The sequence below is a fragment of the Xanthocytophaga agilis genome (assembly GCF_030068605.1).
Lineage (GTDB): Bacteria > Bacteroidota > Bacteroidia > Cytophagales > 172606-1 > Xanthocytophaga > Xanthocytophaga agilis.
In genome coordinates, this window is the sequence record NZ_JASJOU010000003.1 from 482379 (window position 1) to 498081 (window position 15703).

At 38.3% G+C, this 15703-nt stretch carries 10 protein-coding genes; 2 read left to right on the plus strand and 8 right to left on the minus strand.

The annotated features are described in order from the left end of the window. Positions 1 to 46: 46 nt before the first annotated feature. From QNI22_RS12360 to QNI22_RS12385, 6 genes are all read right to left on the minus strand, one after another. Positions 47 to 1507 (minus strand): O-antigen ligase family protein, encoded by a 1461-nt coding sequence (locus QNI22_RS12360; protein WP_314510938.1) that lies wholly within the window; start codon positions 1505 to 1507, stop codon positions 47 to 49. Then, positions 1495 to 2838, minus strand: coding sequence for an oligosaccharide flippase family protein (locus tag QNI22_RS12365; protein ID WP_314510939.1), 1344 nt, complete (start codon positions 2836 to 2838; stop codon positions 1495 to 1497). Before QNI22_RS12365 ends, QNI22_RS12360 begins: the two co-directional genes overlap by 13 nt. A gap of 25 nt (positions 2839 to 2863) precedes the next feature. Further along, positions 2864 to 5074, minus strand: coding sequence for a GumC family protein (locus QNI22_RS12370; RefSeq protein ID WP_314510940.1), 2211 nt, complete (start codon positions 5072 to 5074; stop codon positions 2864 to 2866). Next, a complete protein-coding gene (locus QNI22_RS12375; protein ID WP_314510941.1) occupies positions 5071 to 5832 on the minus strand; it encodes a TolC family protein in 762 nt (253 codons plus the stop codon). Before QNI22_RS12375 ends, QNI22_RS12370 begins: the two co-directional genes overlap by 4 nt. Positions 5833 to 5917: 85 nt before the next feature. Further along, positions 5918 to 6793 carry a sugar transferase gene (locus QNI22_RS12380; RefSeq protein WP_314510942.1) on the minus strand — a complete coding sequence of 292 codons (876 nt, stop codon included), beginning with the start codon at positions 6791 to 6793 and terminating at the stop codon, positions 5918 to 5920. 19 nt (positions 6794 to 6812) lie between these two features. Then, a complete protein-coding gene (locus QNI22_RS12385; RefSeq protein ID WP_314510943.1) occupies positions 6813 to 7187 on the minus strand; it encodes a response regulator transcription factor in 375 nt (124 codons plus the stop codon). Positions 7188 to 8178: 991 nt separating this feature from the next. Here QNI22_RS12385 and QNI22_RS12390 point away from each other — a divergent pair. Both QNI22_RS12390 and QNI22_RS12395 read left to right on the plus strand, forming a co-directional pair. Beyond that, positions 8179 to 11004 (plus strand): PAS domain S-box protein, encoded by a 2826-nt coding sequence (locus tag QNI22_RS12390; protein WP_314510944.1) that lies wholly within the window; start codon positions 8179 to 8181, stop codon positions 11002 to 11004. A 101-nt stretch (positions 11005 to 11105) separates the two neighbouring features. Continuing rightward, positions 11106 to 13925, plus strand: coding sequence for an ATP-binding protein (locus QNI22_RS12395; RefSeq protein WP_314510945.1), 2820 nt, complete (start codon positions 11106 to 11108; stop codon positions 13923 to 13925). A 54-nt stretch (positions 13926 to 13979) separates the two neighbouring features. On the opposite strand, the gene QNI22_RS12400 is transcribed toward QNI22_RS12395, so the two are convergent. Continuing rightward, complete coding sequence (locus QNI22_RS12400; RefSeq protein WP_314510946.1) at positions 13980 to 14543, minus strand: DUF4136 domain-containing protein; 564 nt, start codon at positions 14541 to 14543, stop codon at positions 13980 to 13982. Between the two features lie 277 nt (positions 14544 to 14820). Then, the gene (locus QNI22_RS12405) at positions 14821 to 15588 is read right to left on the minus strand and encodes a DUF1573 domain-containing protein (protein ID WP_314510947.1); all 768 of its coding nucleotides are present in this window, start codon (positions 15586 to 15588) and stop codon (positions 14821 to 14823) included. Between the last annotated feature and the right edge of the window lie 115 nt (positions 15589 to 15703).

The following is a 15703-nucleotide window of genomic DNA, read 5'->3' on the forward strand; positions in this document are numbered from 1 at the left end:
ATTCGGGAAAACTCCCTACTTTTCGTCTATGTAATTATGGTTTGACTTATATAGCTAAAGATGCAGTTGAAAGCTGACATTTTTCCAACTCCCATTGAGGTCCCAGAAAAACAAAGACCCATGATAAGTACACAATCATTCCGGAGGGCATCTGATTCAATACTTCATTTCCATAACTGGCCAGTAATACTCCCGCAAAACCAGCAGTCAGTGCAGCCAGCTTTTGTTTTAATGCCTTATCTTCAGTCATCCAAACTATTCCACAACACTTGCCTAATATGTATAACATGATTCCAAACCAGATGAGAAACCCTACAATACCATACATAGCCCAGACCTTGACATACAAACTATCAGGGGGGATCGTGGAAAGAAACTTGTCTGCATTATATGTCACTCCCCACATACCTATTACACCTACACCTCCTCCAAAAGGCCGGGAACTCATGTAATCTCTTAATATCTGCTGATTTTTAAAACGGACTTGTAGTGAAGGATCATTGGGATCGAGTGAGGTCCGCATACGAACAATATCAGAATTATTATTTCCTATTGTTGTATACTTTAGTATACCAAAAGCAATCATTGCGACAATCATTCCCAGAATCAGGATACGAGTTTGTCCACTTAAAAACAGATAGGTAAAAATCCCTCCTGCCAATACAAACATCGCCCCTCGTGTACCAGAGATGAGCATTCCATAGAGAATAAGCAATCCCATTATTCCAAACAAAGCCTTCTTCCATAGTTTATAGGGTCCCAATGCAAGCACAAGAGAAATCACAGCCACATGTGCTTGAGAAGCCCCAAACTGAGCAGCTTCACTATAAAATGAGAATACACGTAATTTGCCAAAAAGCAAATGTGTTTTTTTTGCACCTGCTTCCAACCATAAATGTTCCATTTCATCTACTCCCAGATACAATTGTTTTATTCCATACAAAGCCCCTAAAGTTGAAAAGCCAAGCACCAACATCAGAAATAGATTGAGATCCCTGGGTTTATCAAACACCATAAACGCCAACGGAACAATCATATACCAGGCTAGGGCAGAAGAACGCATTTCATAAAACCATCCTACTATACTAGCTCCTGCCGGATTGCCAATTTCCAGAATATTGATGATCATCCAGGCTGTTCCCATTTTGCACAAATCATTTTTTGTCTTGGACATGGGAAATCGATCTGTCTGGTAAAACAGAATGGCCAACCAACCCAGCAGCAATAAAGCTTCCATTCCCAAACCAAATGGCGGTCCTTTCACATGTCGTATGACTCCCATAATCACAAAACAATAGATGATATAGGTTATGAGAGCAATACGCGGTTGTAAAAACAATCCAATAAAAAAGGCAATGGCAAAAGGCAGTGCAATGAGTAACCCTGGAATAACGATTCCCTTGCGAACTGTTAGCCAGCCAAGCGCAATTGCTGCCAGTATACATATTGGCCATATATATCTGACGATCCAGGGCTTTTCTGAAGAGAATGCATTTATTTGTGCCATGCAGGTCCCTCCTTTTGTACAGGCTGAATATACTTCAACACTGCACCTTTAATAATCACCCATCCACGACATATTGTATCGCTAATGCGGACATATATAAATCTGCGACTTAAATAAAAACCCAGGAGTATTCCAATAGCTGCATTACACACAGATACAAATGCAACTACATGCAGATCATGAAAAAAATACAAGGCCACTATATCACCCAAAATATTGAAGATGGCCATTGCCAGCACTTTGGTCAGATTCAGCGCAGGTTTTTGCAATGCATCCAGTAATACTCCGGAGAAACGATCCATAGGTAGAAATAACCCATAACACAGAAAAACACGGAAGATCCCTGCTGAAGAGGCATAGGCATCACCACCCAACCATACTACCAGATGATCCGCCATCACAAAACAACCTACTAATACTGGGATAAATAACCATGAGACTACTCCTGCATATTGATAAAACAGCACCCTCATCTCTTGTTTATCACCCAGATTGTACAAACTCGAAAAGCGAGGAAAGGCAGTACCTACAGCACTACGTAAGGGAATCTCTAACACTTCAACCAGTCTCAAAGGAATAGAATAGATACCTACAGCAGCTGGGCCCATAAAGGCACCAATCAAAAAGGTATCTGCACTTTTAAGCATGTTTGTAGCTGCAAGTGTACCAAAAGAATATTTTCCCAACCGGAATAATTCTTTTACACGTCTCCAGGACGCCAATGAAATAGTATATAATTTAGCCCAACCAGAAACAATCAGAAAGGTACAGCATACTAATTGCAGCAAAGCATGCCCTACAATCACATCCTGCAGAGAAATATGATAGAAAAATACAACCCCTGAAATAACCAGCAATCCAATGCTATTTATGAAACGCAGAAGCAGTAATCTATCAAAACGATGTTCAGACTGCAGGATAGCTTGACTCAGATTAAATGGAATAGTAATAAACCCAACCAATGGATACCAATACAGGAAAGATACTAAACCTTGATTCCAGTCAGCATGTCTGAAGAATGAAGCTATAAATAATAAGGATCCTGCAGTCAGAGATATGAGGGTAATCAGTTTCCAGGCAGCTCCAATAGTCTTATTCTTCTCAGACTCTTCTTTTCCGGAAATTCTCATTACCAAAGCAGTTTGAACACCACCTGACTTAATCATTTCCAGTAAAGTAAAAGAGGAAAGATATAGAGCCCAACTACCAAAATCACTTTTAGAGAGACCACGTGCTAAAAGCATAAAAGAAAGCAACCCTAAAAGAGCAGGTAACAGATTTCCTGCCAATGACTGGAGATGCTTATTTTTAACTATAGTAGCTATATTCATATCCGTTCCTGCTTAGTAAAATGAACTACATGCCCTTATCAGACTTTTTCCGGACTGCAAAACCTATCTTCTTTTTAAACTCCATTTTCATCATTCTTTTGGTCCAGCGGCGCAGTTTGCTACGTGTTTTAGGTACTTCTCCAATCCATTCTTCGGTATGTTCCGGATTCACACCATTCACTATTATTTCAATAGGTGTTGCAGTCAATTGTTGTAATTGTTCAAGTACCAGCTTATCAGCTGGTCGCCAGTTACGGTTTGCTCTAGCAACCAGTAGAATTAAATCTACTTCTTTCAGTAAAGCCACCGGATAGGTATTTTCAAGTAAGGCAGGGATTTCTAGCAACAAGAATCCATCCGTTACTTTACCTTTGGTCATCTCTGTCCAGGATTGGGCTGTACTCAAATTGGAAAACACATTATAGAAACAATCCGATTCTGTATGATCTGTTAGGCTCTCTTTGTGGTTATTTGGCAAAACAACCACTGAAGGTTGCTGCATTTGATTGAGTTTATAGGCCAGAGACCGAGCAATCGTCGTCTTTCCTTCTCCATTCTGGGTACTTATGATTGCGACTGTATATACAGATTTTGTATTGGACTGACCTTTCTTTAGTAAAAGTTGCTGAACAAGCAGTTCTTCAACCCGAGTCAAAAACTTATTCCATGTAGATCCCTTCATCAGGAGTGGATATATTCCAAACATAGCCAATCCTATACGCTTTGCAGCTAACGATAACTTTTTGAGATTTTTGTCTGCCATTTCCATAGCAATCAAACAAGCTGCAATAATCACAAATCCACCAAACCCACCAGCAATTACCAAAATCATCCGCTTAGACCCCTTTGACTTTACAGGCAAATAGGGCGCATCCATAATTTTGAGATTGGAGGCAAGTTCATTACTTTGTTGCATTAATCGGCTCAGATTGAGGCCATGTAACAGAGACAAATATTCCTTTTCTGCTATATCTATTTCTCTCTCTATTCTCTTCAATGTCGCTCCCAATGGAGCCATTTGTTCATATACCTGCTGAAACTCCTGTTTACGTTTATCCATAACAGACAAACGCGATTTTGTTTCTTCTGCTATAATGGCATTCTTGACCCAGTCATCCAGCAAATCTTTACTAGGTAATCCCTGAACAGTGTGTGTATTTTTAAAAAGGTTATCTACACTAGTTTTGATCTGTTGGGACACATTATCTGCCTGTTTTCTCAGGTCTTCTATCTGCGTTTGTGCCTGCTGATCATTGTTATCTTTGGAATAAAGTTCCATTTTAGCCAGTTCAGTGGATATCTTGCTTAACTGACTACGATAAGACATAATCTCCTGAGCATTCAGACTGACACCTGTCCGGTTTTGCAGCTTCTGCTCAATCATTCCCATCACAGAGAAGGAACCAGCATAGTCCATCTCCAAACCGTTATACTTATCATACAACTCCTCCTTCTCCGCCGATATATATTTAGTTTGCTCGTAGTAGTTGATGATATTGTTATTCTTGTTAAATGCCAGAAATTTTTGTTCTGCCTCGCCCAATTTCATTTGTGCTTTGGCGACCTCCTCTTCAAAATATTTGATGACAGACTCTGTTTGACCTTCCCGAAGCTCTCTCTTTTTACGGATAAATACTTCTGTCAGTATTTCCAGAGAGTTCTTACACATAGCAGCGTCTTCAGATTCATATTGAATTTTCACCAGATCGCTGGAATTCAAACGTATAGCTGTCATTTTAGAGAGAGCCGTAATAGAATAATTCGGCTTATCTCCATTTATGAGCAGATACACGGCATTTTGAGCATCCCGCCTCAACAGACCATAGATATTAGTGATGGTCTTTTCTTTTGTATCCGCTACAATGATTCGGGTAAGAGAATCACTGATCAACTCATGTAATTTGGAGTAAGACTTCCAACTGAGCAGATCAGGATCATGTTTTTTCAGCATCAAGTGACTAGCCAGAAGCCGCACAGCAACCTCTTCACGTGTCTGACGGGAGTTAATCAGATTTAAAAGGTTATCAAACGCATTGCTGGTTGCAAAAAAGTCGGCCTGAGCATTTCCCTGAAGTGTATACCCAGACGCAATACCTGTATAGACTGTTGTCTCTGAAGAGTAGATCTTTGTTTCATGACGGGTCAGGTAAAAGATGGTTCCTGCCAGTATCACAGGGATAACTGTCAACATCAACCAGTTTCTAACCAGTAACCGTATAAGATCAATCAGACTCATTTTCCAATCAGCAGTTCACTCAGTTTTACACCCACCCGCTGCTCAAGCAACAGATACATAGATTTTAGCTTACTTTTTACTTCTTCATTACTAACAGCAGCTTTTGTATACATTTCGCTTACTCTGACTATTTCAGAAACTGGAATTTCACCTTCTACAAATTCTTTCTCTGCCATCTTTTTATGAATCTGCATAGAATTCACAGATTCGTTGGAGAGTAACAGTATGCGATTGGTTAATACCAGCTCCTGATATAAGCCAATCACTTCCTTACGGATATCATTCTCCTTTATTTTCTGATTTAATTCAGTCTGGTGAAGTTCTATTTGTTTTTTCTTTAACTGATTTCCTCTGGTAAATACCTTATCCAATGGAAGAGAAAGATTGACTCCAACAGTATAGCGGGATGACTTAGCTGTTGTAAAAGAATTCACCGGATTATTGATAGTAGATTCTGTCACAGAAAGATTGCCCGCCGTTCCATAATTATAGGCGGAGACCAGAGAAACACCACTTAACAACGCTTTTCGTACAATGATGGCATCCTGAGTAACAATCTCCTTTTCAGCCAGCTCAATTTCTACTTCAGGTGCATGTTGCAATGCAGCCTGAATCAACACAGGTAAGATTTTATCAGGTGATTCAAACAATTTCTGCTGCCATACAGAATCTGCTACATACTCTGTCCCTGTACTTTGTCCATATAGTACAGAAAGAGTGATAGTATTCAGAAACAGTAGAAGCAAAAGCTTTTTCATTTTATAAAAACAATGGATTCACAATATGCCAGTAAAACCAGCATAGATAAAACTGCGGAAATGTCGTTGAATTTATAGTGTATAGTTAGACACTCTCTTTCTGAAACAGAGCAGGGATTGTACGTAATAGAATTCCCAGATCCCGTTTCAACGAGTGATTTTGAGCATAGTTGTTATCAAGAGCAATTCGTTCTTCCTCTGACATATTTCCTTTGCCCCGTTTACTCACCTGCCATAATCCTGTAATGCCTGCAGGAGCATTGAAACGTGTGGCAAACTGATCTGTAGTAAGTTTTTCTGCTTCATACAAAGGTAAAGGACGATTGCCTACAATAGACATATCTCCTGTCAGCACATTGTATAGTTGTGGAAGTTCATCAATACTGGTATTTCGAATAAACTTACCTACTTTGGTAATTCTCGGATCATCTTTGATTTTTAGAAAGGCCGGTTTTACCTGTTGCTTTTTCATTTCCTTGTAGCTGTTTTCACACATCAGCGTTCCTTTCTCGTCTATTAACAATGCAGAACAAGGCTTTCCAATTTTATCGCATTCTGCACAGACGGTAGCCACTGGTGTTGTAGTTTTAACAGCACTGGCATACTGGTTCTGACCTTTTAGAGAATCCAGCAACTGGTCAGCATCTGTGCGCATGGAACGAAATTTCCAGAACTTAAATATTTTATATCCTGTACCTACTCTGTAAGAGTAATAGAATACAGGTCCTTTAGACCCTACCTTAATAAGAATAGCTATTATCGCAAATAAAGGCAGTAAACAAATCAATGCCAGTGCAGAAAAGAAAATATCAAAAAGGCGTTTATCCCACTTGATTTTGGTAACTTCCCGTATTGCCTCCAGTTCCTGTTGACGTTGTTCGGCAATTTCCCGCTGGGTAGCCAGTATTTTTTCTTTTTCCAGAAGATAATCTGATGGCACTGAATATGTTATTTCTTTCATAAAGGAAACGTATTATATACTACCCTACTCTTCTTAAAATATTGGCTATCCGCACCTCTAATTCTTCAGGGTTAAATGGCTTTATCATATAGTCATCTGCACCTGCTTTCAAACACTTTATTTTTTCCTTTGTCTCATCCTTTCCTGATAACATAATCAAAGGAATATCCTTATACTCACTAAGTGAGCGAATTTTACCAACAAACTCTAACCCGTCCATTAATGGCATTGAATAATCGGCGATAATTGCATCTGTCTTATTTCCTGCCTGGAGCCAATCCAATGCCTCACTTCCATTATTTTTTGCAAAGACCTGAAAGTTCAGTCCCAGATAATGTTCCAGAATCAGTCGGATAGATGGTTCATCATCAACAACAAGGATTGTCTTTTTCATAAGCTTACACGTAGCTAATCGATTTATAAGAATGATATGATTTCCTTTAGCTTTTGACAAAGATAGAATGGAAAAAAATGGGAACCTTTGCAAAATATGGCAGAATAAAAGCTATGTATTTTAATGGTGAAAAACTATAGGTTTCCAGTAGGTATTATTGCTTAAACAAAGTATTAACGAAAAGACAACTATAAGAAAAACAACTGTTTAAGCAATTTAAAGCGAGTATTTACCTAAATTTCATGTAACTGATAATCAGAAAGCTACAATGTAGACTATCTGTAATTTCCAGAAGAAATATTCTCCGTTTTCTTTTGAGAATCAGTTGATAAGACATCTGGAATAAAAAATATACTCACTTCCCCTTCGCAGTAAAACCAGCTTAAGTTTCAGAGTAAATCATAGGTATTTACTATATAGGATACTAAACCATTTGATAGATTTACGTATTATATCGTTTTTACGTGCTATTGGAAGGCGGAAAAAACATTTATAAATTCCAAACCTCTATATTTCATTACCTACTTCTCATATAGCTGTTGCAACTATAAATATGCCATTAGTCTTTATAATACCTCTTTCTCTAGTTGATATAACATACTAGTCTGATTAAAAACTGCAATTCTATTACAAACGATAGTTAATAAATAGCTATGTCTTTTCTGACACCATCACTTCTACTATCTTTGAATACAACTCTCTGTATGTCAAATACTTTTCACTTTAAACAAATAAAGCCACCCAGCAACTGGGTCAACTTAAACCAACCATTACAGATCCTTATCATTCAATAGATAGTAGTATTAAATTCAAGAGAAAACCTCTCTTCACAATATATAGGGTTGATTTTATCTCTTTAACAATGTATACACTCACGTATTGTTGCGTTATTATCCCATATCATGATGAATCCATACAAACTTATCTTAAACCGGATTTAAAATACTATACATACTGTGTTCAAAGTCGAGTTTGTTAACAGAATACAACAATGACAACAATACCAGACGATATACTGGAGCTTAAACGCTTACTGGCACAAGAAAGAGAAGCTCGTAAAAAAGCTGAAGCAGAACTAGAGGAAAAAAGCTATTCTTTGTATGTGCTGAACGAGCGTCTGAAAAATGTAAATAAACTACTGGAGGATCAGGTAGCAAAGCGAACTCAGGAAATGAAATCATTGGCCAGGATGCCGCTGGAAAACCCCGAACCTGTACTACGAATAGACTTTGACGGTAAAATCATATTCTGCAACGAAGCAATAAACAAAATTGCATCAGATTTACAGGTTGGTGAAGAACGCTATCCGTTTGATCAGTTCTGGGAATATATAGCCTTAAATGTATGCGATACATATACCCAAAAAGAGATAGAGGCAGAAACAGGTAATCATTATTTTTCATTTACCTGTGTTCCGCTTAAAGAAGAAGGCTACATAAACATTTATGGCCGAAGTATCACCTCTCAGAAAAATATTGAACATACACTCAAGGCAACTGCTAGTCGCCTGACCACTATTATCTCCAGTATTCAGAGTGCTATACTGGTTGTAGACGAAACAGATAGTGTTTTGTTAGTCAATCAGATGTTCTGCGATTACTTTGATATCCCCCTCTCTCCAAATCAACTGATTGGTATGGATGCCTGGAAGATGAGAAAACTCATCCAGCGACAATTTGATGATTTTAAGGTAATTCAGAACCAGGTAGGTAAACTTATCGAAGAACGACAGGTAATTCTGGATATAGAAATGGAAACCAAAGATGGCCGTGTTATTGAAAGAGACTACATACCTATTCTGGATAACAAAGAATACCTGGGTTCTTTATGGAAGTTCCAGGATATTACAATACGAAAAAAAAATCAGGCATTACTGGAACAAAGCGAAGAAAAGTACAGAAACATTATTGAAAACATGAATCTTGGCCTGATAGAGGTAGACCTACAGGAAAGAATCGCGTATGCCAACCAAAGTTTCTGTTTAATGACTGGCTATACATCCAAAGAACTTATTGGAAAGAAAACAACAGAAATATTTTTCAGAGACAACAGACTTGGCGAAATAGGACAGAATCTGGAAAGGATTCAGAGCAGAAGACGCAAAGCTATTTCGGACGCCTATGAAATTTGTATCAAGAACAAAGAAGGAAATGATGTATGGTTATTGATCAGTGGGGCTCCATTGTTTGATGACAATAAAAATTTCATCGGTACGATAGGGATACATCTGGATATTACAGATCAGAAGCAGATGGAAAAAGACTTACGTGATGCGATCAGTAAGGCACAGGCGTCAGTAAAGGCCAAAGAGATCTTTCTGGCTAATATGAGTCATGAGATTCGTACTCCAATGAATGCGATTCTGGGTATGAGCCGACTCTTGCATAAAACATCTTTGAACGAACAACAGATTTCCTTTCTGAAAGCCATTACGACATCGGCTGAAAACCTGCTTGTTATCATCAACGACATTCTGGACTTTTCCAAAATTGAAGCAGGTAAGATGCAGATGGAACATGTGGACTTCACTGTCAAAGATATTCTGAAGCAGGTTTCAGATATTATAGTATACAAAGCGGAGGAAAAAGGGTTGCACATCAAAACACATATTGATAACCGTATCAGCAAAGCCTTAAAAGGTGATCCTTATCGACTCAATCAGATATTACTTAATCTGGCGGGTAATGCTGTGAAATTTACACATCAGGGTTCTGTCAAGATAGAAACGCGACTTTTAGCAGAAACTGAAAGTAGTCAGTGCATAGAATTTATTGTCAGTGACACAGGTATTGGTATCGAGAAAGAAAAACAGTCTGACATATTCAAAAGCTTTACCCAGGAAGACAATAGTGTTACCCGGAAATTTGGAGGTACAGGGTTGGGTCTCAGCATTTGTAAACGCCTTATTGAATTAATGGGTGGCAGTATATCAGTCTTCAGTGAGAAAGGGAAAGGAACTACCATGACATTTACATTAGCCTTTGAGATTGGCAACAGTGAGACATTAGAACAGGAAGAGAAATTAGAAGAAGCAGAAAATATGTTACCAGATCGTCAGATCCTGCTTGTAGAAGATAATGAATTCAACAGGATGCTGGCAATTACAGTACTGAGTAATCAGGGAGCTATCGTTACAGAAGCTGTCAATGGGTTAGATGCTGTGCAGAAAGTCCAGAAAAAAGATTTTGATCTGATTCTGATGGATATACAAATGCCCGAGATGAATGGATTTGAAGCAACTTCTTATATCCGTAGTCATCTCAACAAACAGACTCCTATCATCGCTTTGACAGCCAATGCAATCAAAGGGGAAAAAGAAAGATGTCTGGAAGTCGGAATGAATGATTATCTATCTAAGCCATTTGAAGAAAAGGATCTCATTCACAGATGTTCTGTATGGCTTTTCAAGAAACAATCTACCATGGATATAAAAGTTGCTGAGACATTGAAAACACGGGAAAAACTATACGATTTGTCTCAGCTACAACTAATTAGCCGGGGGGATAAAAACTTTGTCTGCAAAATGATTCAGCTTTTTATTAATTCCAGCAGCGAAGCAGTAAACAAGTTTAAAAGCTATCATAAAAATCGTGAATTTGATAGATTCTATTCACTGGCACATCAACTCAAACCCAATATTGAAAATATGGGCATTAGCTCTTTGAGAGATGAAATCAGAGAGATTGAACAAATCAGCCACAGAAACTACAATCTGGAACGACTGGATTATCTGATGAGTCACTTTGAAGAAGTCATTGTGCAGATAAATCAAGAATTGCATCAGGAGTTGGAACACTTAAAAGAACCTGTCTCCTGATACAATTCAGACTTTAATCCTAATTCTTACTAACCATTCCGCAAAAACAACCTACCTCTTTTTACTATTGACAAAAGAATTCAACTATTACAGGTATATACATGAACCCAGAGGTAGAATTACAAAAGAAGATTGTAGCACTTGAACAGCAACTGGAAAAGGCAAAACGGGAAAAGAAAGGGCTGGAAAAGGAGCTGGAGGGTAAAAATTACTTTTTAAAACTCTTTCAGGAACAATTGAAAGAAGTAGATCGTCTTATGGAGGAAAAAGTAGATAAGCGAACCCTGCATTTACAATCCTATGCCAATCTTGTTCTTGAAAAACCCGATCCTGTCTTCCGTATCTCATTTGTAGGAAAGCTTCTTTTTTGTAATGAAGCCATTACGAAAATTGGGCAGGAAATCACAATGTATACCCATAAACTTAACTTTGACACCTTTCTTCAGAAAATAGCAGAACTCGTAGAAGCTCAACAAACCAATGTTGAAATAGAAGTTAAGACCCAAAATGCGTATTACTCATTTGTATGTGTTCCGATTTTTAAGGAGAACTATATCAATATTTATGGCAGAGATATTACTACCCGAAAGAAAGTAGAGCAGGAATTAAATAATACCGCCAATCGCCTTACTACTCTGATAACCAATATACGTAGTGGTATTCTGGTAGAAGATAATAATCGAAAAATAGTACTTACCAATCAGTTATATTGTGATTATTTCAATATACCTATCGCAGCCGAACAGCTAGTAGGAGCAGATTGTAGTAATTCTGCTCAGCAATCCAAACATCTTTTCAAAGACCCGGAAGGTTTTGCTCTCCGTGTAGATCAACTTCTTCAAGATCGACAAGTGGTATTACATGAAGAGGTAGCAATGGCTGATGGACGATTCTTTGAACGCGACTTTATTCCCATTTTTGATGGATTCGACTATGTAGGTCACTTATGGAAATACGAAGACATTACAGAGCGTAAAAAAAATCAATTCCTGTTGCAGCGTAGTGAGGAAAAATATCGTCAGATCATTGAGAACATGAATCTGGGTCTGATGGAAGTAGATATTAATGCCATTATCCAATACTCTAATCTGAGCTTTTGCAATATGCTTGGTTATACCCAGGAAGAAGTAACTGGAAAACATGCCGGTCATATACTTGCACCAGGACTTACAAAAGAGAAGGAAGAGGAGATTCGGACAAAAAGACTGACAGGAGTCTCTGACATCTACGAAATGGAGGTACATACCAAAGAAGGAGAGCCTTTGTGGTTACTTGGAAGTGGAGGTCCTTTGTATGATAGTCAGAAACAAGTTGTTGGAACAACAGGCATTTTTCTGGACATCACCAAGCAAAAAAGAATGGAAGCCGATCTGCGGGAAGCAATAAGCAAAGCAGAAGAATCTTCCAGAGCCAAAGAGATCTTTCTGGCCAATATGAGTCATGAGATTCGTACTCCAATGAATGCGATTCTGGGTATGAGCCGACTCTTGCATAAAACATCTTTGAACGAACAACAGATTTCCTTTCTGAAAGCCATTACGACATCGGCTGAAAACCTGCTTGTTATCATCAACGACATTCTGGACTTTTCCAAAATTGAAGCAGGTAAGATGCAAGTGGAACATGTTGGTTTTGAGATCCAGGAAACTCTCCGGCAAGTAGTAGAAGTATTATCCTATAAAGCTGAAGAAAAAGGATTATTGCTTAAAATTCACATCCATCCCAAAGTAGCAGCTGTCTTACGTGGTGATCCTTATCGATTAAATCAGATTTTCTTAAATCTGGTAGGAAATGCAGTAAAGTTTACCAATGAAGGACATATTGATATCCATGCTGACGTAAAATTTGAAACACCTCAGATGCAGGTTATCGAATTTAAGGTAACGGATACCGGGATCGGAATTGATATGGAAAAGATGGCGCATATCTTTGATAGCTTTACCCAAGCAGATAATAGCATCACCCGGAAATTTGGAGGCACAGGGTTGGGACTTAGTATCAGTAAACGCCTTATTGAACTAATGGGGGGCTCTATGGAAGTAATCAGTGAGAAAGATAAAGGAACTAACATGACCTTTACATTGGGTTTTGATATAGGTAACTCCTCAGATATAGTAAAAAATGATATTCCCCAAAATGACCAGTATATACTAAAAGGCAGTAAAATACTACTTGTGGAAGACAATGAATTTAATCGTTTTCTGGCGACAACAATTCTAACTAACTATGGAGCTATAGTTACAGAAGCTATAAATGGTGCTGAAGCAGTAAGAATATGTGGTTTGCACAACTTTGATCTTATATTAATGGATATTCAGATGCCGGAAATGAATGGATACGAGGCAACAGAATATATCCGGAAATCGCTTCAGAAAACCTTACCTATTATTGCCCTGACATCTAATGCAATTAAAGGTGAAAAGGAAAAATGTTTAAGTCTGGGAATGAATGACTATATGTCAAAACCTTTTGAGGAAAAAACATTTATACTCTGTTGCGCCTCCTGGCTAGACAAAAAATATGAAAATCTAAAAAAAGAGAACTTTCTCAATATAACACAAACTCCTTATCAGAAGCTCTATAATCTTTCTATTTTAAAAGAGTTTAGCAGAGGAGATCAAAGTTTTGTCCAAAAGATGGTTAACATTTTTCAGGATACGTCTACAGAAGCACTCGTACAGCTTAGAGAATATCAGCAATCCGAAAACTGGACAGCAATAGGGTCATTGGCACATAAGATGAAAGCCAGTATTGATAATATGGGTATTCAATCTCTCAGGGAAGAGATTCGTGAGATAGAAGCACTTGGCAAAGGAGACATCCAACAACTGGATATTGATCGGCTAAATGAGCTGATTAATTATGTAGAAGAGGTAATCAAGCAGGTGCTGCTGTCCTTAAAGGAAGAGGAATTGGTTTAGAGGTTGTTATAAAAACTCTGCGACCAACCTGTTAGTACAGGCTGGTCGCAGAAATTACTTGGGATTGGAACGGTTCATTGCCAGTCTTTCTTTTGCCGGATACTGTTCCATAATGCGATATACGGCATTTCGGATAGCTGCGTCCATATTCTTTTCTTTACGCTGAGCAGTGAACTGCCCGCTGGCCCATCCCTGCCATATCATCTGCCGGTTCTGCTTATCCCATACACCTATAATGATCCGGTTCTCTTCATAGGTACGGGACGAAATATTGTTGGGTTGCCCCCACCATCCCCACATAGGGCTTGCCATATTGGATTGTATCTGCTGGCGGTCTTTAGAATCTGTCTGAAATCGTACCATCAAGTCAGCATCCGCATCATTTCGAACATACCCACGGGCATTCATCTCGTTTTCTACAGCCTCAACAATACGACGTCGGTTCAGTTCACTTCCCATAATAGGATCATTACCAATTACCGGAGGACTTTCAATGGTATAGGTAGTATAACGCCTGAAATTTGCCTGACGATCATAATCAGAACGAACAGAAAGTGAAGCACAGCTGCTTACACTAATAAGCACAACAATCCACAAGCAATTTACTGCAGTTTTCATCTTACGGTAGCATTTAATGTGAAACCAAATTCATTCCACACATTGGAATGTGTATACGTGCTACATCTGGATAGTTAATGGTAAGTTATAACAGAAAGTAAAAGTAGGACTTGCTATAGGATCTGAGATTAGGGCTATTGCGTGTATGACAATAGTATGTCAGGAAACTACTATTCAAACGCCAAAAAAATCCAATTCGTATATAAAACAGATCCACATAAAATAAAAAAACCTTGTCTATTATCTGACAAGGCTTTCATAACTATTTCTTTTTCAACTAGAAAGGAACAGCACGTTTCTGTTCTCGTAATAGATTTTGTTGTGCCAGACTTTCTACAACGGTTGCCTGCAGCATAATCACCCGGGTAGGGTTATTCAGATCATTTGTAGTTATAGTTACCCGTTCGTTTTGTTGATTTAGTGTACGAGGAGCATAACGCAATTCCAGAGTTCCCTTCTCTCCAGATTTTATACCTGAAGCTGGTCCTTTAAAAGTTACACAACCACATGTGCTGGCTACATTCTTAATGTATAAATCTGTTTTGCCTGTATTAGTAAATGTAAATGACTTAACTACAGTTTGTGCTTTCTCAATCTTTCCAAAGTTATGTCCTTCTGTTTCCAGTTTCATCACTGGTGAATTGGCTAGTTCTTCAGGACTTGCTTTTGGTTTAGGAACTACTGTTCCTTTGATAGTTAATACCAGTGAGGCATTGCTGGCATTACTGGTCACTGTGATCGTTTTGGTAAAAGCACCTGGCCGGCCATTACTATTATAGGAAGCAGATATCTTTCCTTTTTTTCCAGGCAACACAGGTTCATGTGTCCAGAATGGAGTGGTACAACCGCAGGAAGCAGTTACATTGGAAATTATAATAGGTGCATTGCCATCATTGGTGAACTCAAAATCATGGGTAGCAACTTTGCCTTCTGTTACAGTGCTGAAATCATGTACTTCTTTCACAAACTTTATAATGCCTTGAGCCTGTGTTTTTAGCAGAACAGAAACAAAGAGAATAAATAAAGTTAAAAATTTTACCTTCATAATCCTATACGATTAAATATTTGGATAATTCTGTTAAATCATTTACAAATATATGGCTTTTATATTAGGAAACGGATCTACGTAAGTAATGTTGTGGTTTTATGGAATTCAGTGT

Excerpts from the sequence above, each read along its gene's own strand:
- QNI22_RS12360 (WP_314510938.1), bottom strand. The coding sequence starts at position 1,507 with ATGGCACAAATAAATGCATTCTCTTCAGAAAAGCCCTGGATCGTCAGA.
- QNI22_RS12365 (WP_314510939.1), bottom strand. The coding sequence starts at position 2,838 with ATGAATATAGCTACTATAGTTAAAAATAAGCATCTCCAGTCATTGGCA.
- QNI22_RS12370 (WP_314510940.1), bottom strand. The coding sequence starts at position 5,074 with ATGAGTCTGATTGATCTTATACGGTTACTGGTTAGAAACTGGTTGATG.
- QNI22_RS12375 (WP_314510941.1), bottom strand. The coding sequence starts at position 5,832 with ATGAAAAAGCTTTTGCTTCTACTGTTTCTGAATACTATCACTCTTTCT.
- QNI22_RS12380 (WP_314510942.1), bottom strand. The coding sequence starts at position 6,793 with ATGAAAGAAATAACATATTCAGTGCCATCAGATTATCTTCTGGAAAAA.
- QNI22_RS12385 (WP_314510943.1), bottom strand. The coding sequence starts at position 7,187 with ATGAAAAAGACAATCCTTGTTGTTGATGATGAACCATCTATCCGACTG.
- QNI22_RS12390 (WP_314510944.1), top strand. The coding sequence starts at position 8,179 with ATGACAACAATACCAGACGATATACTGGAGCTTAAACGCTTACTGGCA.
- QNI22_RS12395 (WP_314510945.1), top strand. The coding sequence starts at position 11,106 with ATGAACCCAGAGGTAGAATTACAAAAGAAGATTGTAGCACTTGAACAG.
- QNI22_RS12400 (WP_314510946.1), bottom strand. The coding sequence starts at position 14,543 with ATGAAAACTGCAGTAAATTGCTTGTGGATTGTTGTGCTTATTAGTGTA.
- QNI22_RS12405 (WP_314510947.1), bottom strand. The coding sequence starts at position 15,588 with ATGAAGGTAAAATTTTTAACTTTATTTATTCTCTTTGTTTCTGTTCTG.